The organism is Rahnella inusitata, assembly GCF_018288855.1.
Lineage (GTDB): Bacteria > Pseudomonadota > Gammaproteobacteria > Enterobacterales > Enterobacteriaceae > Rahnella > Rahnella inusitata.
The window spans coordinates 1343778-1366854 of sequence record NZ_CP065024.1; the positions used below are offsets into that span (position 1 = coordinate 1343778).

At 51.6% G+C, this 23077-nt stretch carries 21 protein-coding genes; 19 read left to right on the top strand and 2 right to left on the bottom strand.

The genetic code is table 11. The annotated features are described in order from the left end of the window. Positions 1–50: 50 nt before the first annotated feature. The 19 genes from pyrH to I2123_RS06405 all read left to right on the top strand — a co-directional run bounded on the left by pyrH (position 51) and on the right by I2123_RS06405 (position 22417). On the top strand, positions 51–782 hold the full coding sequence (pyrH, locus tag I2123_RS06315) for a UMP kinase (protein ID WP_056781743.1): 732 nt from the start codon (positions 51–53) through the stop codon (positions 780–782). Between the two features lie 107 nt (positions 783–889). Beyond that, a complete protein-coding gene (gene frr, locus I2123_RS06320; protein WP_213052005.1) occupies positions 890–1447 on the top strand; it encodes a ribosome recycling factor in 558 nt (185 codons plus the stop codon). A 161-nt stretch (positions 1448–1608) separates the two neighbouring features. Next, positions 1609–2805 (top strand): 1-deoxy-D-xylulose-5-phosphate reductoisomerase, encoded by a 1197-nt coding sequence (gene ispC / locus I2123_RS06325; RefSeq protein WP_213052006.1) that lies wholly within the window; start codon positions 1609–1611, stop codon positions 2803–2805. Between the two features lie 245 nt (positions 2806–3050). After that, positions 3051–3809, top strand: a complete 759-nt coding sequence (ispU, locus tag I2123_RS06330) for a (2E,6E)-farnesyl-diphosphate-specific ditrans,polycis-undecaprenyl-diphosphate synthase (RefSeq protein WP_112168868.1) — start codon at positions 3051–3053, stop codon at positions 3807–3809. Between the two features lie 9 nt (positions 3810–3818). Beyond that, positions 3819–4667, top strand: a complete 849-nt coding sequence (cdsA, locus tag I2123_RS06335) for a phosphatidate cytidylyltransferase (RefSeq protein WP_112168869.1) — start codon at positions 3819–3821, stop codon at positions 4665–4667. Positions 4668–4709: 42 nt separating this feature from the next. Then, positions 4710–6065, top strand: coding sequence for a sigma E protease regulator RseP (rseP, locus tag I2123_RS06340; RefSeq protein ID WP_213052007.1), 1356 nt, complete (start codon positions 4710–4712; stop codon positions 6063–6065). 36 nt (positions 6066–6101) lie between these two features. Next, positions 6102–8522: an outer membrane protein assembly factor BamA gene (bamA, locus tag I2123_RS06345; protein ID WP_112168871.1), complete on the top strand. Its 2421-nt coding sequence runs from the start codon at positions 6102–6104 to the stop codon at positions 8520–8522. A gap of 154 nt (positions 8523–8676) precedes the next feature. After that, the gene (gene skp / locus I2123_RS06350) at positions 8677–9174 is read left to right on the top strand and encodes a molecular chaperone Skp (RefSeq protein WP_112168872.1); all 498 of its coding nucleotides are present in this window, start codon (positions 8677–8679) and stop codon (positions 9172–9174) included. A 2-nt stretch (positions 9175–9176) separates the two neighbouring features. After that, positions 9177–10199, top strand: coding sequence for a UDP-3-O-(3-hydroxymyristoyl)glucosamine N-acyltransferase (lpxD, locus tag I2123_RS06355; RefSeq protein WP_213052008.1), 1023 nt, complete (start codon positions 9177–9179; stop codon positions 10197–10199). Positions 10200–10313: 114 nt separating this feature from the next. Further along, positions 10314–10802, top strand: coding sequence for a 3-hydroxyacyl-ACP dehydratase FabZ (fabZ, locus tag I2123_RS06360; RefSeq protein ID WP_183850297.1), 489 nt, complete (start codon positions 10314–10316; stop codon positions 10800–10802). 3 nt (positions 10803–10805) lie between these two features. Beyond that, positions 10806–11594, top strand: a complete 789-nt coding sequence (lpxA, locus tag I2123_RS06365; RefSeq protein WP_213052009.1) for an acyl-ACP--UDP-N-acetylglucosamine O-acyltransferase — start codon at positions 10806–10808, stop codon at positions 11592–11594. A gap of 18 nt (positions 11595–11612) precedes the next feature. Next, entirely contained in the window at positions 11613–12761 is a 1149-nt protein-coding gene (gene lpxB, locus I2123_RS06370; protein ID WP_213052010.1) for a lipid-A-disaccharide synthase, read from the top strand. After that, complete coding sequence (rnhB, locus tag I2123_RS06375; RefSeq protein ID WP_112168876.1) at positions 12758–13354, top strand: ribonuclease HII; 597 nt, start codon at positions 12758–12760, stop codon at positions 13352–13354. Before lpxB ends, rnhB begins: the two co-directional genes overlap by 4 nt. Positions 13355–13427: 73 nt before the next feature. Further along, positions 13428–16910 (top strand): DNA polymerase III subunit alpha, encoded by a 3483-nt coding sequence (gene dnaE / locus I2123_RS06380; RefSeq protein WP_112168877.1) that lies wholly within the window; start codon positions 13428–13430, stop codon positions 16908–16910. Between the two features lie 12 nt (positions 16911–16922). After that, positions 16923–17882, top strand: a complete 960-nt coding sequence (accA, locus tag I2123_RS06385; RefSeq protein ID WP_112168878.1) for an acetyl-CoA carboxylase carboxyl transferase subunit alpha — start codon at positions 16923–16925, stop codon at positions 17880–17882. A 188-nt stretch (positions 17883–18070) separates the two neighbouring features. After that, positions 18071–20218 (top strand): lysine decarboxylase LdcC, encoded by a 2148-nt coding sequence (locus tag I2123_RS06390; RefSeq protein ID WP_213052011.1) that lies wholly within the window; start codon positions 18071–18073, stop codon positions 20216–20218. An 87-nt stretch (positions 20219–20305) separates the two neighbouring features. Beyond that, the gene (locus I2123_RS06395) at positions 20306–20698 is read left to right on the top strand and encodes a VOC family protein (protein ID WP_213052012.1); all 393 of its coding nucleotides are present in this window, start codon (positions 20306–20308) and stop codon (positions 20696–20698) included. A 4-nt stretch (positions 20699–20702) separates the two neighbouring features. Next, on the top strand, positions 20703–22046 hold the full coding sequence (gene tilS, locus I2123_RS06400; protein ID WP_213052013.1) for a tRNA lysidine(34) synthetase TilS: 1344 nt from the start codon (positions 20703–20705) through the stop codon (positions 22044–22046). 53 nt (positions 22047–22099) lie between these two features. After that, positions 22100–22417, top strand: a complete 318-nt coding sequence (locus tag I2123_RS06405; protein ID WP_112168882.1) for a c-type cytochrome — start codon at positions 22100–22102, stop codon at positions 22415–22417. Between the two features lie 65 nt (positions 22418–22482). On the opposite strand, the gene rof is transcribed toward I2123_RS06405, so the two are convergent. Continuing rightward, the gene (rof, locus tag I2123_RS06410; RefSeq protein WP_112168883.1) at positions 22483–22743 is read right to left on the bottom strand and encodes a Rho-binding antiterminator; all 261 of its coding nucleotides are present in this window, start codon (positions 22741–22743) and stop codon (positions 22483–22485) included. Further along, positions 22730–22930 carry a YaeP family protein gene (locus I2123_RS06415; protein WP_112168884.1) on the bottom strand — a complete coding sequence of 67 codons (201 nt, stop codon included), beginning with the start codon at positions 22928–22930 and terminating at the stop codon, positions 22730–22732. The genes rof and I2123_RS06415 overlap by 14 nt, the downstream gene beginning before the upstream one ends. Positions 22931–23077 lie beyond the last annotated feature (147 nt).

Below are 23077 nucleotides of genomic sequence, written 5' to 3' on the forward strand. Positions count from 1 at the left end.
ATGTAAAGATTGAATTCTCATTAAGACACATTGCTTCTAGGACAGACACCATGGCTACCAATGCGAAACCCGTTTATCAGCGTATCCTGCTCAAACTCAGTGGCGAAGCCCTGCAGGGCAGTGAAGGTTTTGGTATCGACGCGAGTGTATTAGATCGTATGGCTCAGGAAGTCAAAGAGCTGGTCGAACTCGGCATTCAGGTAGGCGTTGTGATCGGCGGCGGTAACTTATTCCGTGGCGCGGGTCTGGCGCAGGCGGGCATGAATCGTGTTGTAGGCGACCATATGGGTATGCTGGCGACTGTCATGAACGGCCTGGCAATGCGTGACGCATTACACCGTGCCTATGTTAACGCGCGTCTGATGTCTGCAATTCCTTTGAACGGTGTTTGTGATAATTACAGCTGGGCTGAAGCCATTAGCCTGCTGCGTCATAACCGCGTGGTCATTTTTTCCGCCGGTACCGGTAATCCTTTCTTTACTACAGATTCTGCAGCCTGTCTGCGTGGTATCGAAATTGAAGCCGATGTGGTATTAAAAGCCACCAAAGTCGACGGCGTCTATTCCGCTGACCCGGTCAAAAATCCGGAAGCAACGCTGTACGAAACATTGACCTATCAGGAAGTGCTGGAGCAGGAATTGAAAGTGATGGATCTGGCGGCATTTACATTAGCCCGCGATCACAATCTTCCGATTCGTGTTTTCAACATGAACAAACCCGGTGCACTGCGCCGCGTGGTGATGGGTGAAAACGAAGGGACGCTGATTTCTAACGCTGAGTGATCCTTCGCTATAAACATTGCGTTCAGCCAGCCAGTGCTGGCATAAGTATTCACGGACTATACTGATGGTATGGTCTGCCAGGTAACCAGCTCTCAAGGGTTCACAACGTGATTAACGAAATCAAAAAAGACGCTGAAATTCGTATGAAAAAATGCGTAGAAGCATTTAAAACTCATATCAGCAAAATCCGTACAGGCCGCGCTTCTCCCGGCATTCTCGACGGCATCATGGTGGAATACTATGGTTCTGCGACGCCACTGCGTCAGCTGGCTCAGGTGACGGTGGAAGACTCCCGTACTCTGGCTATTTCTGTATTTGACCGCTCAATCAGCGCTGCCGTTGAAAAAGCGATCATGACCTCCGATTTGGGTCTGAACCCATCTTCAGCGGGCGCGACTATCCGTGTGCCATTGCCTGCATTAACTGAAGAGCGTCGTAAAGACCTGATCAAAGTTGTGCGTGGCGAAGCAGAGCAGGGCCGTGTTTCTGTGCGTAACGTCCGTCGTGACGCTAACGACAAAACCAAAGCACTGCTGAAAGATAAAGAAATCAGTGAAGATGAAGATCGTCGTTCTCAGGACGATATTCAGAAGCTGACAGATATCTTCATCAAGAAAATCGATGTAGCTTTGACTGAGAAAGAAGCTGAGCTGATGGAGTTCTAATCAGACTCGTTTGTTCTCAAATAAAGCGTCGCAAATGCGGCGCTTTATTTTTTTACGGGTCTCAAATCTTTTCTCTGCTGCCACAATCTCATGGACAAGCCGGATAAGAGGTTTCAGACTGTGCACTATTCTGAATTGATGGCGTTATCCCGGGCATTTTCATGAAACAAATGACTATTCTTGGTTCGACAGGGTCTGTCGGCACCAGTACGCTTTCCGTTGTCCGGTCCAATCCCGACGCTTTCGCAGTCAAAGCCCTGATTGCAGGACACAATGTTGACGTGATGGCGCAGCAATGTATCGAGTTTCGTCCGGCCTATGCGTCCATGGCCGATGAGACTTCAGCCCGGGCTCTGAGAACTATTCTGGCCGAGCAGGGTGTGAAAACTGAGGTGCTCTCCGGCGAAAACGCCGCAATCGAACTGGCTGCGCTGGATGATGTCGATCAAGTGATGTCAGCCATTGTGGGCGCTGCGGGCCTTTTACCGACGCTCGCTGCCGTGCGTGCAGGTAAACAGATCCTTCTGGCGAATAAAGAGTCTCTGGTCACCTGTGGTCGTATCTTCATGGATGCGGTCCGTGAAAACCAGTCTCAACTCCTTCCTATCGACAGTGAACATAATGCGATTTTCCAGAGTTTGCCTGAGTCCGTTCAGCAGCAACTGGGCTATGCTTCACTTGAAGAAAACGGGATTTCCCGCATTGTTTTAACCGGCTCCGGCGGACCTTTTCGCGAGTTACCGTTAAACCACTTTAACGATGTCACACCGGATCAGGCGTGCGCGCATCCTAACTGGTCAATGGGGCGTAAAATTTCTGTCGATTCCGCCACGATGATGAACAAAGGCCTGGAGTACATCGAAGCCCGCTGGTTGTTTAATGCGTCTGCGGCCGAAATGGAAGTGATCATCCATCCCCAGTCGGTTATCCACTCGATGGTACGTTATCGTGACGGCAGCGTACTGGCGCAGTTGGGGTCGCCGGACATGCGTACGCCTATTGCACATGCGATGGCGTATCCACGCCGTGTCGCTGCTGGCGTCGAAGCATTAGACTTCTGTAAAATGGGCGCACTCTCTTTCTCTGAGCCGGATTATGCGCGGTATCCTTGCCTGCAACTGGCTATCGAAGCCAGCAACACCGGGCAGGCAGCGACGACGGCGCTGAATGCAGCGAACGAAATTTCCGTGGCGGCATTCCTCAATGGTGAGATTCGTTTCACCGATATTGCTTCGATTAACCGTCAGGTAATGGACGAGATGGTGAGCGCTGAACCGGAGTCTGTGGATGCAGTGCTGGAAATTGACAGACAATCGCGGGCATCGGCTCAACAAAAACTTCGCACATTTGCGGCCTGACGCTAAGTTTACTGCTTATGCAGCAGTTTGTTAGCATCACATTGAAATGGTATAGTCTGCGCCACGCTGACAGTAGATTCAGGTTTTTAGTCTCTGGATCTGACATGTGGAATCGGTAAGCTGTCAGAGTAGCCGTGCCCGCAAGGGAGACACGGCTTTTTTGCGCGTGTTATTGCGCCTGCGTTTGAACTGCAACGCCAGCTAAAAAGCCGTCGTGTTCTGATAAAAGGAAATGAGTACGCGTTATGTCCCTCGAAAATCAACAGATGTCTGATACGTCCTGCGCTCAGCCGCGCCATGTCGCCATTATTATGGACGGCAACGGACGTTGGGCAAAACGTCAGGGTAAAATGAGGGTCTTTGGTCATAAAGCGGGCGTAAAATCAGTGCGTAAAGCCGTGAGTTTTGCAGCCAACCATCAACTTGATGCCCTTACGCTTTATGCCTTTAGTAGTGAAAACTGGAATCGCCCGGCTCAGGAAGTCGCCGCATTGATGGAGCTGTTCGTACGTGCACTCGACAGTGAAGTCAAAAGCCTGCATAAACATAATGTCAGGCTGCGGATCATTGGCGATGTCAGTCGCTTTAGTGCTCGTCTGCAGGAACGCATTCGTCGTTCAGAAACACTTACAGAAAATAACGACGGTCTTACGCTGAACATTGCTGCGAATTATGGTGGCCGATGGGATATTATTCAGGGCGTTAAGACGCTGGCGGGTCAGGTTGAAGCTGGTACCCTGCGGGCAGAGCAAATAACAGAAGACATGCTGGATTCAGCCGTCTGTATGAGCGAACTGGCACCAGTCGATTTGGTGATCAGAACCGGTGGGGAACATCGAATCAGTAACTTCCTGCTGTGGCAAATTGCCTATGCGGAGTTTTACTTTACGGATGTCCTCTGGCCTGATTTTGATGAAAATACCTTTGAAGATGCGCTGGATGCTTTTGCACAACGCGAGCGCCGCTTCGGGGGGACTACACCTATCGGCGCCAATGCGTCCTAGGGAGAACATTTGCTGAAGTATCGCATTATCACAGCTCTGATTTTAATACCGATTGTTATTGCTGCACTCTTTTTACTACCGCCAGTCGGTTTTGCCATTGTCACGTTAATCGTGTGCATGTTGGCGGCGTGGGAGTGGGGACAATTAGCGGGTCTCGGAAGCCGTAACCAGAGAATATGGCTCGCCATCCTCTGTGGTTTCCTGCTGGCCGCCATGATGCTAAGCATTCCTGCCTATCATCAGAGCGCGCAGTTGCCGCTGGTAAGTGGATCCCTATGGGCCGCACTCGCCTGGTGGTGTGTGGCGCTGGTGCTGGTGGTTGGGTATCCGGCTTCAGCCGCATTCTGGCGACATTCGCGCGTACTGCGGATCTTATTTGGCGTACTGACAATTGTACCGTTTTTCTGGGGTATGGTCGCGTTGCGTCAATATGGTTATGCCGAGAATCCTCACACTGGCGCATGGTGGCTGTTATATGTGATGCTACTCGTCTGGGGTGCTGATTCTGGTGCATACCTGTTTGGTAAGCTGTTCGGTAAGCACAAGCTGGCACCTAAAGTTTCGCCGGGAAAAACCTGGGAAGGGTTCATCGGCGGGTTACTGACATGTGCGCTGATTGCCTGGCTGTTTGGCCGCTATGCACCGCTTACCGTGCAGCCGTCTGTATTATTGATTTGTTCCGTGGTTGCTGCGCTGGCTTCAGTCTTAGGCGACCTGACCGAGAGTATGTTTAAACGCGAAGCCGGGATCAAAGACAGTGGTCATATGATCCCAGGGCATGGCGGAATATTGGACCGTATCGACAGCCTGACTGCTGCGGTTCCTGTATTTGCCTGCCTGATGCTGTTAGTGTATTAATCCGTCGCTGACGGTGAAGTTTTCTAAGGAATAGTTGGACATATGATGAACATACTCTGGAGCCTGGCCGCCTTTATCGTTGCATTGGGGGTGCTTATCACCGTGCACGAGTTCGGCCATTTCTGGGTTGCTCGTCGCTGTGGCGTGCGCGTTCAGCGGTTTTCCGTAGGTTTCGGTCGCGCGCTTTGGCGTCGAACCGATCGCCACGGCACTGAATATGTCCTTGCTATCATCCCCCTCGGTGGTTACGTGAAAATGCTCGATGAGCGTTTAGAAACCGTACCGCCTGAGCTAAAGAATCTTACTTTCAATAGCAAAACTGTCTGGCAGCGTGCGGCAATTATCAGCGCGGGTCCGTTAGCCAACTTTATCTTTGCAGTTTTTGCTTACTGGGTCATTTTTATTGTTGGTGTACCAACAGTACGACCTGTGGTGGCCGAAATCATGCCTCAATCCATTGCCGCGCAAGCCAAAGTTTTGCCAGGAATGGAACTTAAGTCTATTGGCGGTATCGAAACGCCTGATTGGGATTCAATTCGAATGTCGTTGATGGGTGAAATTGGCAACAGCCAAATGACGCTCGGGGTAGCCGAGTTAGGCTCATCAACAATAATTGAAAAAGTTGTCGATTTGCGTGAATGGACGTTTGATCCTGAAACGCAAGATCCGGTGGTCGCGTTGGGGATTATTCCGCGTGGTCCGCAGGCAGAACCCGTATTATCTGAGGTGCAATCAGCCTCCGCCGCTCAAAAGGCAGGTTTGCAAGCGGGCGATCGGATCGTTAAAGTTGACGGTCAGGTTTTGGCGAGCTGGCGTGATTTTACGTTGCAGGTTCGCGATAATCCGGGTAAGCCCATTGCGTTAGACATTGAGCGTAATGGCGAGGCTCTGGCATTGACCCTGACACCGGAAAGTCGGACGTTAGGTAAAGGTATTGTACAAGGTTTTGCCGGGGTGGTTCCCAAAGTCATACCGTTGCCTGAAGAGTACAAGACAGTTCGTCAGTATGGTCCGTTTGTCGCTTTATATGAGGCGGGTGATAAAACCTGGCAACTGATGAAGCTTACAGTCAACATGCTGGGCAAATTGTTTACCGGTGATGTGAAGCTGAACAATCTGAGTGGCCCAATTTCCATCGCACAGGGCGCAGGAGTGTCAGCAGAGTATGGTTTAGTGTCGTACCTGACGTTTTTGGCGCTTATCAGCGTCAATCTCGGTATCGTAAACCTGTTCCCATTACCGATATTAGATGGTGGACACTTGGTTTTTCTGGCAATAGAGAAGCTAAAAGGTGGTCCAGTTTCCGAGCGAGTTCAAAACTTCAGTTATCAGGTCGGTGCTGTATTGCTGTTCCTGGTAATGGGGCTTGCACTTTTCAATGATTTCTCCCGTCTTTAAGGCTGGGGATTAGGTTAGGAAGAACGCATAACAACGATGGCGATCAAAAAGTTGCTCATAGCGTCGCTGCTGTTTGGCAGCGCCACCGTATACGGTGCAGACGGTTTCGTAGTGAAAGATATTCATTTCGAAGGCCTGCAGCGAGTTGCCGTCGGTGCGGCGTTACTCAATATGCCGGTTCGCGTCGGTGATACGGTGACTGACGATGACATCAGTAATACCATTCGTGCATTGTTTGCCACTGGCAACTTTGAGGACGTTCGCGTCCTGCGCGATGGCGATTCTCTGATTGTTCAGGTTAAAGAACGTCCAACGATTGCCAGCATCACTTTCTCCGGTAACAAATCGGTGAAAGATGACATGCTGAAACAAAACCTGGAGGCCTCTGGCGTCCGTGTTGGCGAAGCGCTTGACCGTACAACAATCGGCAGTATCGAGAAAGGTCTGGAAGACTTCTATTACAGCGTCGGAAAATACAGTGCGTCGGTAAAAGCGGTTGTTACCCCTTTGCCACGTAACCGTGTCGACCTGAAATTAGTCTTTACCGAGGGTGTTTCTGCGAAAATTCAGCAGATCAACATCGTAGGTAACCACGCCTTCAGTACTGATGAACTGATTTCTCATTTCCAGCTTCGTGATGAAGTGCCATGGTGGAACGTGGTTGGCGATCGCAAATACCAGAAACAGAAACTGGCGGGTGACCTTGAAACCCTGCGTAGCTTCTATCTGGATCGCGGTTACGCCCGCTTCAACATTGATTCGACGCAGGTCAGCCTGACGCCGGACAAAAAAGGCATCTACATCACGCTGAACATCACAGAAGGTGAGCAATACAAACTTTCTGGTGTTGAAGTCACTGGCAGCATGGCCGGTCACTCAGCAGAAGTGCAAAGCCTGACTAAAATTGATAAAGGCGAGCTGTATAACGGCGCTAAAGTCACCAAGATGGAAAACGACATCAAGCAGATGCTGGGTCGTTATGGCTATGCCTATCCACGTGTGAACACGCAGCCTGAAATTAATGATGCAGACAAGACTGTCAAACTGCATATCAACGTAGATGCGGGTAACCGTTTCTATGTGCGTCACATCCGCTTTGAAGGCAATGACACCAGTAAAGACAGCGTCCTGCGCCGTGAAATGCGTCAGATGGAAGGTGCCTGGTTAGGTAACGATCTGGTCGATAAAGGTAAAGAACGTCTGAACCGTCTTGGCTACTTCGAAACGGTAGATGTGGATACGCAACGCGTTCCGGGTACACCGGATCAGGTTGATGTGGTCTATAAAGTAAAAGAGCGTAACACCGGGACATTCAACTTTGGTGTGGGCTACGGTACAGAAAGTGGTGTTAGCTTCCAGGTTGGCGTCCAGCAGGACAACTGGTTGGGCACGGGTAACTCTGTCGGCATCAGCGGTACCAAAAACGATTATCAGACGTATGCAGAATTCACGATCACTGACCCGTACTTCACCGTTGACGGTGTGAGTCTGGGCGGCCGTATCTTCTACAATGACTTTAAAGCGGATAATGCGGATCTGTCTGACTATACCAACAGAAGTTATGGTATTGGCGGCAACCTTGGTTTCCCAATCAATGAGAACAACTCATTGCGTCTGGGTCTGGATTACGTACACAACGATCTGTCCAATATGGAACCACAGATCGCCATGTTCCGTTATCTGAACTCAGTGGGCCTGAAACCTGCGGTCACCACCAGCGACAATGCTGATGCAGATTTCAGTGCTGATGACTTCTTCGTGAACCTTGGCTGGGGTTATAACAACCTCGACCGTGGCTACTTCCCTACGTCAGGGACCAAAGCCAGCCTGAACGGTAAAGTCACCGTTCCGGGTTCTGATAACGAATATTACAAAATCACCTTCGATTCAACCAGCTACATGCCGCTGAATCAGGATCGTGATTGGGTGCTGATGGGCCGTGCACGCGCAGGTTATGCAGATGGTCTGGGCGGGAAAGAAGTACCGTTCTACGATAACTTCTATGCCGGTGGTTCAAGCAGTGTTCGTGGTTTCCAGTCGAACACCATTGGTCCAAAAGCAGCGTATTACAAATGTACTACGGCTAATACCTCGTACAGCGGCTGTCCGATCGATAATTCGGATGATGCGGTGGGCGGTAATGCAATGGCAGTACTGAGTGCAGAACTGATTGTTCCAACTCCGTTCGTTAGCGAAAAATACGCTAACTCATTGCGTACTTCTCTGTTCGTGGATAGCGGTACCGTCTGGGATACAGGTTGGGAAAACACCCCGCAGACTATGGCTGCCGGTGTACCTGACTACAGCAAACCAGGCAACATTCGTGTTTCTTCCGGTCTTGCGTTGCAGTGGATGTCTCCGCTGGGGCCATTGGTCTTCTCATATGCACAACCAGTTAAGAAATACGAAGGCGACAAAGCAGAGCAGTTCCAGTTTAACATTGGTAAAACCTGGTAACGGCCTGCCTGAACAAGAGTTATTCAGCAGAATCGCAATCGCCTGATTGCGGAACTGGATACACGGGTTTCGGCCCGTGTATCGTTTTAAAGTCAGGTGTTTTGTGTAATTTACTGTGCCAGATGGCACAAACGGGTGATGGAAGGAGTTTATAGTGAAAAAGTGGTTATATGCCGCAGGCCTCGGTTTAGTTATGGCTTCTTCAGCTAGCGTTCAGGCTGCTGACAAAATTGCTATCGTTAACGTCGCTAGCATTTTCCAACAGATGCCAGCGCGTGATGCTGTGGCCAAACAACTCGAAAATGAGTTCAAAAGCCGTGCAACTGATTTGCAATCTCAGGAACGTAGCCTGCAAACCAAAATGCAACGTCTGCAACGTGATGGCTCAACCATGAAAGCCAGCGATCGTTCTAAACTTGAAAAAGACGTGATGGCTCAGCGTGAAGCGTTCTCCGCTAAAGCGCAGCAGTTTGAGCAAGACAACCGTCGTCGTCAGGGCGAAGAGCGTAACAAAATCCTGAGCCGTATTCAGGACGCTGTGAAATCTGTTGCAAGCAAAGAAGGTTATGATGTTGTTATTGATGCAAATGCCATCGCGTATGCAAGCAATGACAAAGATATTACTGCTGATGTGCTGAAACAGGTTAAATAAACATGTCTTCAATTCGACTGGCTGATCTCGCACAGCAGTTGGATGCACAATTGCACGGTGATGGCGAAATTGCCATCACCGGCGTTGCTTCAATGCATTCCGCACACTCTGAGCAAATCACGTTTTTATCAAACAGCCGTTACCGTGAACAGTTGGCCTCCTGCACCGCAGGCGCCGTAGTGTTGACGGAAGCGGATCTGCCATTTTGCCCTACAGCGGCATTAGTGGTTAAAAACCCTTACCTGACCTATGCGCGTATGGCGCAACTGCTGGATACCACTCCGGCACCGGCACAGGATATTGCTGCGAGTGCGGTGATTTCTGAAACTGCTTCTTTAGGTAAGAATGTCTCGGTTGGCGCTAATGCAGTCATCGAATCAGGCGTTGTGTTGGGCGATAACGTTATCGTTGGCGCAGGCTGTTTTATCGGTAAAGAAGCTAAAATAGGAGCAGGAACCCGTATCTGGGCCAATGTTTCAATTTATCATCGCGTTGAGATTGGCGAGCAGTGCCTGATTCAATCAGGTACGGTGATAGGTGCTGACGGTTTTGGTTACGCGAACGAACGTGGTAACTGGATTAAAATCCCACAGCTGGGCACCGTGATTATTGGCGATCGCGTTGAGATTGGTGCTTGTACCACCATCGACCGCGGTGCGCTGGATGACACTATTATCAGCAACGGCGTCATCATTGATAATCAATGTCAGATTGCACACAACGTCGTGATTGGAGACAATACGGCGGTTGCTGGCGGCGTAATTATGGCCGGTAGTCTGAAAATCGGACGTTACTGCCAGATAGGCGGAGCCAGTGTTATCAATGGTCACATGGAGATTTGTGACCAGGCCGTGGTGACAGGAATGGGAATGGTAATGCGACCAATCACTGAACCTGGGGTATACTCCTCCGGTATTCCGTTACAACCGAATAAAGTTTGGCGTAAGACGGCTGCATTGGTAATGAATATTGACGAGATGAATAAGCGCTTGAAAGCTGTCGAGCGTAAAATCGAAAAAGACTAATTACCACTTACGATGCTGCAATGCGTTCCCTGTAACGGGTGAACCTGCGGCATTCGTTCCTATTTGCGGCCTGCCTGATGACCTTTTTTTGGGGTCTGGCAGGCCGTGTTTTTGATGCCATCAGTTTTTATAGACAGGAAGAGTATTTTGACTACTGACACTCATACTCTGCGTATTGAAGAGATACTGGATTTATTGCCACACCGTTACCCGTTCTTGCTGGTTGACCGCGTGTTGGATTTTGAGAAAGGGAAATTTTTGCGCGCAGTGAAAAACGTTTCCTTTAACGAACCGTTTTTCCAGGGGCATTTCCCAGGCAAGCCGATTTTTCCAGGTGTTTTGATTCTGGAAGCCATGGCACAGGCCACCGGCATTCTGGCGTTTAAAAGTGTTGGAAAACTGGAACCGGGCGAGCTGTATTATTTTGCAGCAATTGATGATGCACGCTTCAAACGTCCGGTGTTGCCGGGTGACCAGATGATTCTGGAAGTTGAATTCATTAAAGAGCGTCGTGGTGTTGCTCGTTTTAAAGGTGTCGCAAAAGTAGATGGTGAGATTGCTTGCGAGGCATCAATGATGTGCGCCCGTCGCCGGGAGTCTTAATACATGATAGACAAAACCGCCTATATACATCCAAGCGCTATTGTTGAAGAAGGCGCCGTTATCGGTGCTGGTGTTCATATCGGTCCTTTCTGCTATGTCGGTTCCCAGGTGGAAATCGGCGAAGGTACTGAGCTTAAATCACACGTAGTTCTTAATGGCGTGACCAAAATTGGTCGCGATAACCGCATCTTCCAGTTCGTATCTATTGGTGAAATTAACCAGGATCTGAAGTATGCCGGTGAACCAACACGCGTTGAGGTCGGCGATCGCAACAATATTCGTGAGAGCGTGACCATTCATCGTGGGACCGTTCAGGGCGGTAGTCTGACAAAAGTGGGCAGCGATAACCTGTTAATGGTTAACGCGCATATCGCCCATGATTGCGTCATTGGTAATCGCTGCATTCTGGCGAACAACGCGACCCTTGGCGGCCACGTTGAGATTGACGATTTCGCTATCATTGGCGGTATGACCGCAGTGCATCAATTTTGCATCATCGGCGCACATGTCATGGTCGGCGGATGTTCTGGCGTTGCTCAGGACGTGCCTCCGTTTGTGATTGCTCAGGGAAACCATGCGACACCTTTCGGTATTAACATCGAAGGGCTTAAACGTCGTGGTTTTGAGAAAGCAGACCTGCACGCTATTCGTAATGCTTATAAGTTACTGTATCGCAGTGGCAAAACTCTGGAAGAAGCACAGCCGGAAATCGCTGCGATTGCCGCTGAATTCCCGAAGGTTAAACCTTTCAGTGATTTCTTCAGCCGCTCAACCCGCGGTATTATTCGCTGATCTGCGCTACGGAAAATAATGCAAAAGCCTGTTCTGACAATTGGCCTGGTGGCCGGTGAAACGTCCGGTGACATTCTTGGCGCCGGGCTGATTCGAGCCCTCAAGAAGCACCATCCTGACGCCCGCTTCGTGGGCGTCGCGGGGCCGCTGATGCAGGCGGAAGGGTGTGAAACCTGGTACGAAATGGAAGAGCTGGCGGTCATGGGCGTGGTGGAGGTATTAGAGCGTCTGCCACGCTTATTGAAAATCCGCAAAGATTTGACCCGACGTTTCAGCGAACTTAAGCCTGATGTGTTTGTGGGCATCGACGCCCCTGATTTTAACATCACTCTTGAAGGCCGTCTGAAACAGCGCGGTATCCGCACCATTCATTATGTCAGTCCGTCTGTCTGGGCATGGCGACAAAAACGCGTTTTCAAAATTGGTAAAGCCACCGATCTGGTACTGGCGTTTCTGCCTTTTGAAAAAGCGTTCTACGATAAATTCAACGTCCCTTGCCGTTTCATCGGCCACACGATGGCTGATGCAATGCCGCTGCATCCGGACAAACAGGCTGCCCGCTTGTCATTGGGCATTCCTGATGACGTGCATTGTCTGGCGCTGCTGCCGGGAAGCCGTCATGCGGAAGTGGAAATGCTCAGTGCTGATTTCCTAAAAACGGCGCTGCAACTGCGACAGACGTATCCTGATTTACACATCGTTGTGCCATTGGTGAATGCCAAACGTCGTGAGCAGTTCGAACGTATCAAAGCTGAAATTGCCCCAGACCTTCCTGCGCACTTGCTCGATGGTAAAGGACGCGAAGCGATGATCGCCAGCGATGCCGCGCTACTGTCGTCCGGTACGGCTGCGCTCGAGTGTATGCTGGCGAAATGCCCGATGGTGGTGGGTTACCGCATGAAGCCTTTTACCTTCTGGCTGGCAGAGCGTCTGGTGAAAACGCCCTACGTTTCATTGCCTAATCTGCTTGCCAGACGTGAAATCGTCACTGAGTTGCTACAAACCGAATGCGTGCCGGATAAACTTTCCGCTGCGCTACTGCCTTTGCTGGCCGGCGGTGAGAAGAGCCAGGAACTGCGTAATACTTTTCTGGAATTGCACGAAAGCATCCGCCGTAATGCAGATGAGCAGGCCGCTCAGGCCGTAATGGAGCTGGCAAGCCAATGAGTGACGTTTTTATCTATCCACAGGCCGTGTGCATTGCCGGTGTGGATGAAGTGGGTCGTGGCCCGCTGGTGGGCGCTGTGGTGACCGCGGCAGTGATCCTCGATCCAGCCAATCCGATTCAAGGTCTGGCAGATTCCAAAAAGCTCAGCGAGAAACGCCGCGAAGCGTTGTATATCGAAATTAAAGAGAAAGCGCTCGCCTGGAGTCTTGGCCGCGCCGAACCGCATGAAATCGATGAACTAAATATTTTGCACGCTACTATGCTGGCGATGCAAAGAGCCGTCGCCGGTCTTGGCATCACGCCAGATATGGTGCTGATCGATGGCAACCGTTGCCCAAAACTTCCAATGGCCTCTCAGGCCGTGGTGAAAGGGGACAGTAAAGTTGCCGAAATCAGCGCGGCGTCCATTCTGGCGAAAGTCACCCGCGATCGCGAAATGGTTGAACTGGATCTGCAGTTCCCTGAATATGGTTTTGCGAAACACAAAGGCTATCCGACGCCGGTGCATCTTGAGAGCCTCGCCAGACTTGGCGCAACAGCGCATCATCGCCGCAGTTTCGCACCAGTGAAACGCGCACTCGGGCTGGCATAACGCGTCGCCTTGTTCCTTTCCTGCTGTAGCGGGAGATACAAACCCTTAATTCACTCATTTCTGGACTCTGGATATGGCCGAACCTCGTTTTATTCATCTGCGTGTACATAGCGACTATTCCATGGTGGATGGACTCGCGAAAGTGGGTCCGCTGGTGAAATGCGCAGCGTCACTCGGCATGCCCGCTCTGGGGATCACTGACTTCACCAATCTGTGCGGTCTGGTCAAATTTTACGGTGCTGCACACGGCGCTGGCGTTAAGCCGATTATCGGTGCTGATTTAAATATCCAAAGCGAGATCCTTGGTGACGAGCTGGCGCAGCTGACAGTGCTGGCGATGAACAATCAGGGATATCAGAACCTGACGTTGCTTATTTCCCGTGCTTATCAGCGCGGTTATGGCGCAGCGGGCCCGATAGTGGATCGTGAATGGCTGGCAGAACTCAATGAAGGATTGATTCTGATTTCGGGCGCTAAAATGGGCGATGTCGGCAAGTTTCTGATGCGTGGTAACGATTTTCAGGTCGAGCTGTGCCTGGACTTTTATCAACAATATTTCCCGGATCGCTATTACCTTGAGCTGATCCGCACTGGCCGCGCCGAAGAAGAAAACTACCTGCACGCCGCCGTGGCGCTGGCCACCGAGCGCGGTCTGCCGGTTGTGGCGACCAACGATGTGCGGTTCATGCTGCCGACAGACTTTGACGCCCATGAGATCCGCGTGGCGATCCACGACGGGTTTACGCTCGACGATCCAAAACGTCCGCGTAATTACACTGCTCAGCAATATATGCGCAGTGAAGATGAAATGTGCGAGCTATTTGAAGACATTCCCGAAGCGCTGCAAAACAGCGTGGAGATTGCCAAACGCTGCAACGTTACCATCCGTCTGGGCGAGTATTTCCTGCCGCAATTCCCGACCGGTGACATGACCACAGAAGATTTTCTGGTCGATAAATCCAAAATCGGCCTCGAAGAACGCCTCGAGTTTTTATTCCCCGATCCTGAAGTTCGCGCCCAGCGACGCCCTGAGTATGACGAGCGTCTGGATATCGAACTGAAAGTGATCAACCAGATGGGCTTCCCCGGCTACTTCCTGATCGTGATGGAGTTCATCCAGTGGTCAAAGGATAACGACGTGCCGGTCGGGCCGGGACGTGGTTCCGGTGCGGGCTCTCTGGTGGCCTATGCGCTAAAAATTACTGATCTGGATCCGCTCGAATTCGACCTGCTGTTCGAACGCTTTCTTAACCCTGAACGTGTCTCCATGCCCGACTTTGACGTCGACTTCTGTATGGAAAAACGCGATCAGGTTATTGATCACGTGGCAGAAATGTATGGTCGTGAAGCGGTTTCGCAGATCATTACCTTCGGTACGATGGCCGCCAAAGCGGTTATCCGCGACGTGGGCCGCGTGCTGGGACATCCGTACGGGTTTGTCGATCGTATTTCCAAGCTGGTGCCGCCCGATCCGGGCATGACACTGGAAAAAGCCTTTGCTGCTGAACCGCAGTTGCCGGAAATTTACGAAGCGGATGAAGAAGTTAAGTCGCTGATCGACATGGCACGTCAGCTGGAGGGGGTCACCCGTAACGCCGGGAAGCACGCCGGCGGTGTGGTAATCGCACCGACCAAAATTACGGATTTCGCGCCACTGTATTGTGATGCCGAGGGTAATCACCCGGTCACACAGTTCGATAAAAACGACGTGGAATATGCGGGACTGGTGAAGTTCGACTTCCTCGGCCTGCGTACGCTGACTATCATCGACTGGGCGCTGGGGATGATCAATGCCCGCCGTGCAAAAGCGGGCGAGCCGCCGCTGGATATCGCGGCCATTCCGCTCGATGACAAGAAAAGTTTCGACATGCTGCAACGCTCGGAGACCACGGCGGTCTTCCAGCTTGAATCCCGTGGCATGAAAGACTTGATTAAGCGCCTCAAGCCTGACAGCTTCGAAGATATGATAGCCCTGGTGGCACTGTTCCGTCCGGGGCCATTGCAGTCCGGCATGGTTGATAACTTCATCGACCGTAAACACGGTCGCGAAGAGCTCTCCTATCCGGATATCCAGTGGCAGCATGAATCCCTGAAACCCGTACTGGAGCCGACCTACGGCATTATCCTGTATCAGGAACAGGTTATGCAGATTGCGCAGGTTCTGGCGGGCTATTCGCTGGGCGGCGCGGACATGTTGCGTCGTGCAATGGGTAAGAAAAACCCGGTTGAGATGGCCAAGCAGCGCGGTGGCTTTGAAGACGGTGCGAAAGCGCGCGGCATCGACGGCGAGCTGGCGATTAAAATCTTTGACCTGGTGGAGAAATTCGCCGGTTATGGCTTTAACAAATCCCACTCCGCCGCTTATGCACTGGTGTCTTACCAGACGCTGTGGCTGAAAGCACATTACCCCGCTGAATTTATGGCGGCCGTCATGACCGCGGATATGGATAACACCGAGAAAGTCGTCGGGCTGGTAGATGAATGCTGGCGCATGGGGCTGAAAATCCTGCCACCGGACATTAACAGCGGGCAGTATCATTTTCACGTCAATGACGAGGGTGAAATCGTTTACGGTATCGGCGCGATCAAAGGTGTCGGTGAAGGCCCGATCGAAGCGATCATTGAAGCACGCAACGAAGGCGGTTATTTCAGGGAACTGTTTGATCTCTGCGCCCGCGCAGATGTGAAAAAGCTCAACAAGCGCATCCTTGAAAAACTGATTATGTCCGGTGCCTTTGACCGTTTAGGTCCGCATCGCGCAGCGTTGATGAGTTCTCTGCCTGATGCTCTTAAAGCCGCTGACCAGCACGCCAAAGCGGAAGCCATCGGTCAGGTAGATATGTTTGGCGTTTTGGCCGAAGCGCCGGAGCAGGTGGAGAAATCCTACGCCAACGTGATGCGCTGGCCTGAACAGACGGTGCTGGACGGTGAACGTGAAACACTGGGTCTGTATCTCACCGGCCATCCGATCACTCAATATCTGAAAGAAATTGAGCGTTATGGCGGCGGCCAGCGTTTGAAAGACATGCACCCGACCGATCGGGGTAAAATGACTGTCGCAGTGGGACTGGTTCTTGCTGCACGGGTTATGGTCACCAAGCGCGGTAACCGCATTGGGATCTGTACGTTAGATGACCGCTCAGGTCGTCTGGAAGTGATGTTGTTCACCGAAGCCTTGGAAAAATTCCAGCATTTGTTGGAAAAAGACCGTATCCTTATCGCCACAGGACAGGTCAGCTTTGATGACTTCAGCGGCGGGCTTAAAATGATGGCCCGCGATATTATGGACATCAGTGAAGCACGGGAAAAATATGCTCGCGGTCTTGCTATCTCGCTGACTGACAGGCAAATTGATGACCAGCTTTTGAACCGTCTCCGCCAATCGTTGGAACCTCATCGATCGGGGACGATACCAGTACATCTGTATTACCAACGAGAAAACGCAAGAGCCCGGCTTCGATTCGGGGCGTCCTGGCGTGTTACGCCAACGGACAAACTGTTGCTGGATTTGCGAGGCCTGGTCGGTAGCGAGCAGGTGGAACTGGAATTTGACTAAAATAGGAATGCTATGAGTCTGAATTTTCTTGATTTTGAACAGCCGATTGCGGAACTCGAAGCGAAAATTGACTCGCTGACTGCCGTCAGCCGTCAAGACGAAAAATTGGATATTAATCTGGACGAAGAAGTTGCACGCTTGCGCGAGAAAAGCGTTGAACTGACTCGTAAGATTTTCTCTGATCTGGGCGCCTGGCAGATTGCCCAACTGGCGCGCCATCCTCGTCGCCCTTATACCCTGGATTACATCAAACATATCTTCACTGAGTTTGATGAACTGGCCGGTGATCGTGCATTCGCTGACGATAAAGCTATCGTTGGCGGGATTGCTCGTTTGGGTGAACGTGCCGTGATGATCATTGGTCATCAGAAAGGCCGTGAAACAAAAGAGAAAGTCCGTCGCAACTTTGGTATGCCAGCTCCGGAAGGGTATCGCAAAGCATTACGCCTGATGGAAATGGCCGAACGTTTCAAATTGCCAATCATCACTTTCATCGACACTCCGGGTGCATACCCTGGCGTCGGTGCAGAGGAACGTGGTCAGTCTGAAGCGATCGCCCGTAACCTGCGTGAGATGTCACGTCTGAACGTGCCGGTCATCTGTACCGTTATCGGTGAAGGTGGTTCTGGTGGCGCACTGGCTATCGGCGTGGGCGATAAAGTGAACATGCTGCAATACAGCACCTACTCGGTTATCTCGCCGGAAGGCTGTGCATCAATTCTGTGGAAGAGCGCGGATAAAGCGCCTCTGGCAGCAGAAGCGATGGGCATCGTGGCACCTCGTCTGAAAGAACTTAAGCTGATCGACTCGGTGATCCCTGAGCCTCTGGGCGGCGCTCATCGTAACGTTGAGGCAATGGCGGCTTCATTGCGCGCGCAACTGGAAGCTGATCTGAGCGATCTGGATGTGTTGAGCACGGAAGAATTACGTAACCGTCGCTATCAGCGTCTGATGACTTACGGCTATTGCTGATTCAGCCCCAGTTTCCGAAAGGCCATGCAAATGCATGGCCTTTTTTATTGTCCATTTTTCTTCGTCAGTCCTTCCTGCATTCTTAATTTCCCTCTGCCAGCCAGAAAATCAATGCGAAAGGGTACACACCCGGCGCTAACCGTGTTTCTATAAATAAATGAGATACTAATAACAGAAGGATTTGTCAGATGAATATTATCGCTATCATGCGCCCGGAAGGGGCTTACTACAAAGAAGAGCCAATCCGCGAACTGGATAGCGCCCTGACGCTTCTCGGATTCCAGGTGATTTATCCCCGGGACCGCGCTGACTTACTGAAACTCATCGAAAATAATGCCCGCATTTGCGGAGCCATTTTTGACTGGGATGAGCACAGCGAAGAGCTGTGTACAGAAATTAATGAGCTCAACGAATACTTGCCACTGTATGCGTTCATCAATACGCATTCGACGCTGGACGTCGATGTGAATGAAATGCGTATGGTGCTGTATTTCTTTGAGTATGCGCTGACCGCCGCGGACGATATCGCCAAACGCATCCGCCAGTACACCGACGAATACATTGATACCATCACGCCGCCGCTGACCAAAGCGCTGTTTAAATACGTCGAGGAAGGTAAGTATACGTTTTGTACGCCTGGGCATATGGCGGGAACGGCTTTTCTGAAAAGCCCGGTCGGCACGCTGTTCTATGATTTCTTTGGGGCCAAAACGCTGAAGGCCGACGTGTCTATTTCAGTCACCGAACTCGGTTCTTTGCTCGATCACACCGGTCCGCATCTCGAAGCCGAAGAATATATCGCGCGCACTTTTGGAGCCGAGCAAAGTTATATCGTCACCAACGGTACCTCGACGGCCAACAAAATTGTCGGAATGTACGCCGCGCCGGCGGGAAGCACGGTACTGATTGACCGCAACTGCCATAAATCGCTGGCGCATCTGATGATGATGACCAATATCGTGCCGATTTATCTGCGTCCGCATCGTAACGCATACGGCATTCTTGGCGGGATCCCCAAACACGAATTCTCCCGTCAAAGTATCGAAGAGAAAATCACGCAAACTGAAAATGCCACCTGGCCGGTGCATGCCGTCATCACTAACTCCACTTACGATGGTCTGTTGTACAACACTGACTACATTAAAAGTACGCTGGACGTCGCTTCGATTCATTTTGATTCAGCCTGGGTGCCCTATACCAATTTCCACCCGATCTACGAGGGGAAAAGCGGCATGAGCGGTGAGCGCGTGCCTGGTAAAGTCATTTACGAAACCCAGTCTACGCACAAGTTACTGGCCGCTTTTTCGCAGGCGTCGATGATCCACATTAAAGGCGATTACAACGAAAGCACCTTTAATGAAGCCTACATGATGCACACCACGACATCCCCTAACTACGGCATCGTGGCCTCAGCGGAAACGGCAGCCGCGATGCTGCGCGGTAATCCTGGACGGCGGCTGATCAACCGTTCCGTTGAGCGCGCGCTGCATTTTCGTAAAGAGATCCAGAGACTGCGCGAGGAAACCGACGGGTGGTTCTTCGATATCTGGCAGCCGGAACACATTGATGAAGCTCAGTGCTGGCCACTCAATCCGGATGACAACTGGCATGGTTTCGCCAATGCGGATACCGATCATATGTATCTGGATCCGATCAAAGTGACGATCCTCACGCCCGGCATGAATGAAATGGGCACGCTGGAAGAAGAGGGGATCCCGGCGGCGCTGGTGGCGAAATTCCTTGATGAGCGGGGCGTAGTGGTTGAAAAGACCGGCCCCTACAATCTTCTGTTCCTGTTCAGCATAGGCATTGATAAAACCAAGTCTATGAGCGTGATGCGCGGGCTGACCGATTTCAAACGCAGCTACGATCTCAATCTGCGCGTCAAAAATATGCTGCCCGACCTTTACGCGGAAGATCCCGATTTCTATCGCAATATGCGTATTCAGGATCTGGCGCAGGGGATCCACAAGCTGATCGTCCGTCACGATCTGCCGCGCTTAATGCTGGAAGCCTTTGATGTCCTGCCGGAAATGAAAATGACGCCGTACGAAATGTTCCAGCATCAGGTGCGCGGACATATCGACGAATGCGACATTGACGAACTGATCGGTAAAGTTTCGGCCAATATGATCCTGCCTTATCCGCCAGGCGTGCCGGTGGTGATGCCGGGCGAGATGATCACAGAGGAAAGCCGCGCCGTGCTCGATTTCCTGATCATGTTGTGTTCGATCGGCGAACGTTATCCGGGCTTTGAAACGGATATTCACGGTGCGCGGCTGACCGAAGACGGGCGCTATCTGGTGAAAGTCCTTAAACTTCCTGACGCGGAATAACCTACAGCCCTCATGATGAGGGCTTTTTATTGACGTCTGCGGGTACGCTGAGTAACGTGCACCACAATAATCAACAGGACAAACGCCATGCTTACTCTACGCCAAATTCATCACATCGCCGTTATCGGGTCTGATTATCAGGCCAGTAAACGCTTCTACTGCGATATCCTCGGTTTCACGCTGGTGGAGGAGTTTTATCGCGAAGAGCGTGATTCATGGAAAGCGGATTTAGCGTTGAATGGCCAGTACACCGTCGAACTTTTCAGCTTCCCGACTCCCCCGGCGCGCCCAAGTCGCCCGGAAGCTTGCGGGCTACGCCATCTGGCGTTCAGCGTTGATGATATTGCGCAGTCTGTTGCCGCGCTGGAGCTGGCGGGCGTGGGCTGCGAACCTGTTCGCGTTGATCCCTATACCGGCAAGCAGTTTACCTTTTTCTCCGATCCTGACGGCTTGCCGTTAGAACTGTACGAATCCCGGTAACTCTATGAATTCACACTCTGCGGCCAGCTTTCTGTCTGAGCATCTGCGCATAAAAATGGGTGATGCACGAAAGCTTTGCGTGGCGTTCAGCGGAGGGCTGGATTCCACCGTGCTGCTGGCGGGTCTGGCAGAACTGCGTGACACTGTGCTGCCGGAGATAGAGCTGCGTGCGTTGCATGTTCATCACGGATTAAGCCAGTTTGCCGATAGCTGGGTAACGCATTGCCATGCCTTTTGCCTGCAACATAACATTGCGTTTTCTGTCGCGCATGTGCAGCTGAATGTACAACAAGGCGGCATTGAAGCAGCGGCGAGAGCTGCCCGTTATCAGGCATTTGCAGAGAATCTGGCTAAAGATGAAGTGCTGCTGACGGCACAGCATCTAAACGATCAGTGCGAAACATTTATGCTGGCGTTAAAACGCGGCAGCGGACCTGCGGGATTGTCGGCAATGAGTGCGGACAGCTTTTCGCCAGGTTATCGTCTGTTACGGCCGCTGCTGAGTATCAGCCGCGCACAGCTGGAAGACTACGCCAGTGAGCATCACCTGAACTGGATCGAGGACGACAGCAATCAGGATCCCCGTTTTGACCGTAACTTCCTGCGTCTTAATATTCTGCCTGAGCTGTATCAGCGCTGGCCGCATTTTGCACAGGCCACTGCCCGTAGTGCGGCGCTGTGCGCGGAACAGGAATCTCTTCTGGATGAACTGCTGAGCGAAGCTCTGAGCAGATTAACGGATTCGCAGGGCAGTTTAGCGGTAGAAGGGCTACTCGACGTTTCTGACGTGAAACGTTCTGCCTTACTGCGCCGCTGGCTGGCCCGACGCGGTGCGAAGATGCCTTCGCGGGAACAGTTACAAATGATCTGGAATGAAGTCGCGCTAAGCCGGGAAGATGCGCAGGCGCAGTTAAGACTGGGGGCGTTGACCGTTCGTCGCTTTCGTCAGCGTTTGTATCTGTTACCAGAATTTCAGCCTTTGAAAGAGGTCGTGCTGAACTGGGATCCTGCTCAGTCTTTAACACTGCCGGACGGACTGGGCACTCTGTCTATCGCTTCCTCACCTGTAGCGGACGATGAAAACGCATTTGTTCGTCAGCCGCGCGCCGGTGAAATCGTCTCTATACGTTTTCAGGCGCACGGGAATATCGAGAAAGTCGGGCGTGACCGCGCGCGTCAGGCCAAGAAATTATGGTCTGAACTCGGCGTGCCGCCGTGGCAGCGTGACCGTATTCCGTTGATTTACTACAATGAGCAACTTATTGCCGCGCCGGGCTGGTTCATTACCCGTCAGGCATTGGCCGAAGACAATGAAGCGCAATGGCAGGTCATCTGGTCCGTTGCCTGAGAAGAAATGAGATGATTAATTGGGGCGGACATTCTAAGCCCGCGGGAGAAGTAATGCGTAACGTTGCAGGTATTTTGGCACTGTTAGTGGCGAGTTCGCCGGTTTTCGCGCAGGGAAACAGTGCTGACGGGCAGTCTAAGTCGGCCAGTTGTGCCGCCTGTCATGGCGCAAACGGTAAAGCGACAAATTCGATTTACCCTAACTTAGCCGGGCAAAACGCTGAATATCTGGCGTTGTCATTACATGCGTATAAGAAAGGTGGGCGCAGCGGCGGGCAGGCGGGGGTGATGCAGGCATTCACGGCATCGCTTTCAGATCAGGATATCAGCGATTTGGCGGCATATTACGCCAGCCTCGCGCCGCTGAAATAGCCGGGCTTAGAAATGCAAACGGGCAATCCTGAGATTGCCCGTTAGTTTGACGTGTGGAGGGCGCGCTACTCGGCGCTGACCACCACGGTGCCAATTTCCGGATGACTAAAGCTTTCGATGTAATCCAGACGCAGGTCGCGTTGTTCGCCGTTCACCTCGGCCACCAGATATTCTACTTTCTTACGCATCAGCAGATCGTTAGCCTTCGCCTCGACGATTTCTCCGCTACGCAGCTTCAGTGTCAACACCAGGTGACTCTGGCAGGCGAGCTCGAGATTATCGTAGTCATCACAATTGATGGGTTGGTACTCATCATTCATCGACATAATCGCTCACCAATAAGTTAGCGGCGGCATAGGCCGCCTGGTCCCTAACGGAGGACGGAAGGTCAGCGTTTGCTGCCACTTCGTCCAATGCTTTCAATACACAGCCCAATGCATCGGGCACATATCCCAGATCGCCGCTGGCAATCTCTGAATATTTACGGCGTACCAACTCACAGTATTGTTGCATAGGTTCTCCCTTAAAAGCGTATCCCTCTGAGGAAAGCGCAGAAAGATAAGCTCTCAGTATTTATCGACTATAGCACAGGAGAGTCTCAGTTATTAGACAACCCACAAAGGTTTATCGTTTGCGTTGAAACGGTTATTCAGAAGGACC

Coding starts and splice junctions, on each gene's coding strand:
- ispU (WP_112168868.1), top strand. CDS start 3,051: ATGTCCCTCGAAAATCAACAGATGTCTGATACGTCCTGCGCTCAGCCG.
- pyrH (WP_056781743.1), top strand. CDS start 51: ATGGCTACCAATGCGAAACCCGTTTATCAGCGTATCCTGCTCAAACTC.
- I2123_RS06395 (WP_213052012.1), top strand. CDS start 20,306: ATGCTTACTCTACGCCAAATTCATCACATCGCCGTTATCGGGTCTGAT.
- dnaE (WP_112168877.1), top strand. CDS start 13,428: ATGGCCGAACCTCGTTTTATTCATCTGCGTGTACATAGCGACTATTCC.
- I2123_RS06390 (WP_213052011.1), top strand. CDS start 18,071: ATGAATATTATCGCTATCATGCGCCCGGAAGGGGCTTACTACAAAGAA.
- tilS (WP_213052013.1), top strand. CDS start 20,703: ATGAATTCACACTCTGCGGCCAGCTTTCTGTCTGAGCATCTGCGCATA.
- lpxA (WP_213052009.1), top strand. CDS start 10,806: ATGATAGACAAAACCGCCTATATACATCCAAGCGCTATTGTTGAAGAA.
- rof (WP_112168883.1), bottom strand. CDS start 22,743: ATGTCGATGAATGATGAGTACCAACCCATCAATTGTGATGACTACGAT.
- ispC (WP_213052006.1), top strand. CDS start 1,609: ATGAAACAAATGACTATTCTTGGTTCGACAGGGTCTGTCGGCACCAGT.
- lpxD (WP_213052008.1), top strand. CDS start 9,177: ATGTCTTCAATTCGACTGGCTGATCTCGCACAGCAGTTGGATGCACAA.
- rseP (WP_213052007.1), top strand. CDS start 4,710: ATGATGAACATACTCTGGAGCCTGGCCGCCTTTATCGTTGCATTGGGG.
- I2123_RS06415 (WP_112168884.1), bottom strand. CDS start 22,930: ATGCAACAATACTGTGAGTTGGTACGCCGTAAATATTCAGAGATTGCC.
- accA (WP_112168878.1), top strand. CDS start 16,923: ATGAGTCTGAATTTTCTTGATTTTGAACAGCCGATTGCGGAACTCGAA.
- I2123_RS06405 (WP_112168882.1), top strand. CDS start 22,100: ATGCGTAACGTTGCAGGTATTTTGGCACTGTTAGTGGCGAGTTCGCCG.
- bamA (WP_112168871.1), top strand. CDS start 6,102: ATGGCGATCAAAAAGTTGCTCATAGCGTCGCTGCTGTTTGGCAGCGCC.
- lpxB (WP_213052010.1), top strand. CDS start 11,613: ATGCAAAAGCCTGTTCTGACAATTGGCCTGGTGGCCGGTGAAACGTCC.
- rnhB (WP_112168876.1), top strand. CDS start 12,758: ATGAGTGACGTTTTTATCTATCCACAGGCCGTGTGCATTGCCGGTGTG.
- fabZ (WP_183850297.1), top strand. CDS start 10,314: ATGCCATCAGTTTTTATAGACAGGAAGAGTATTTTGACTACTGACACT.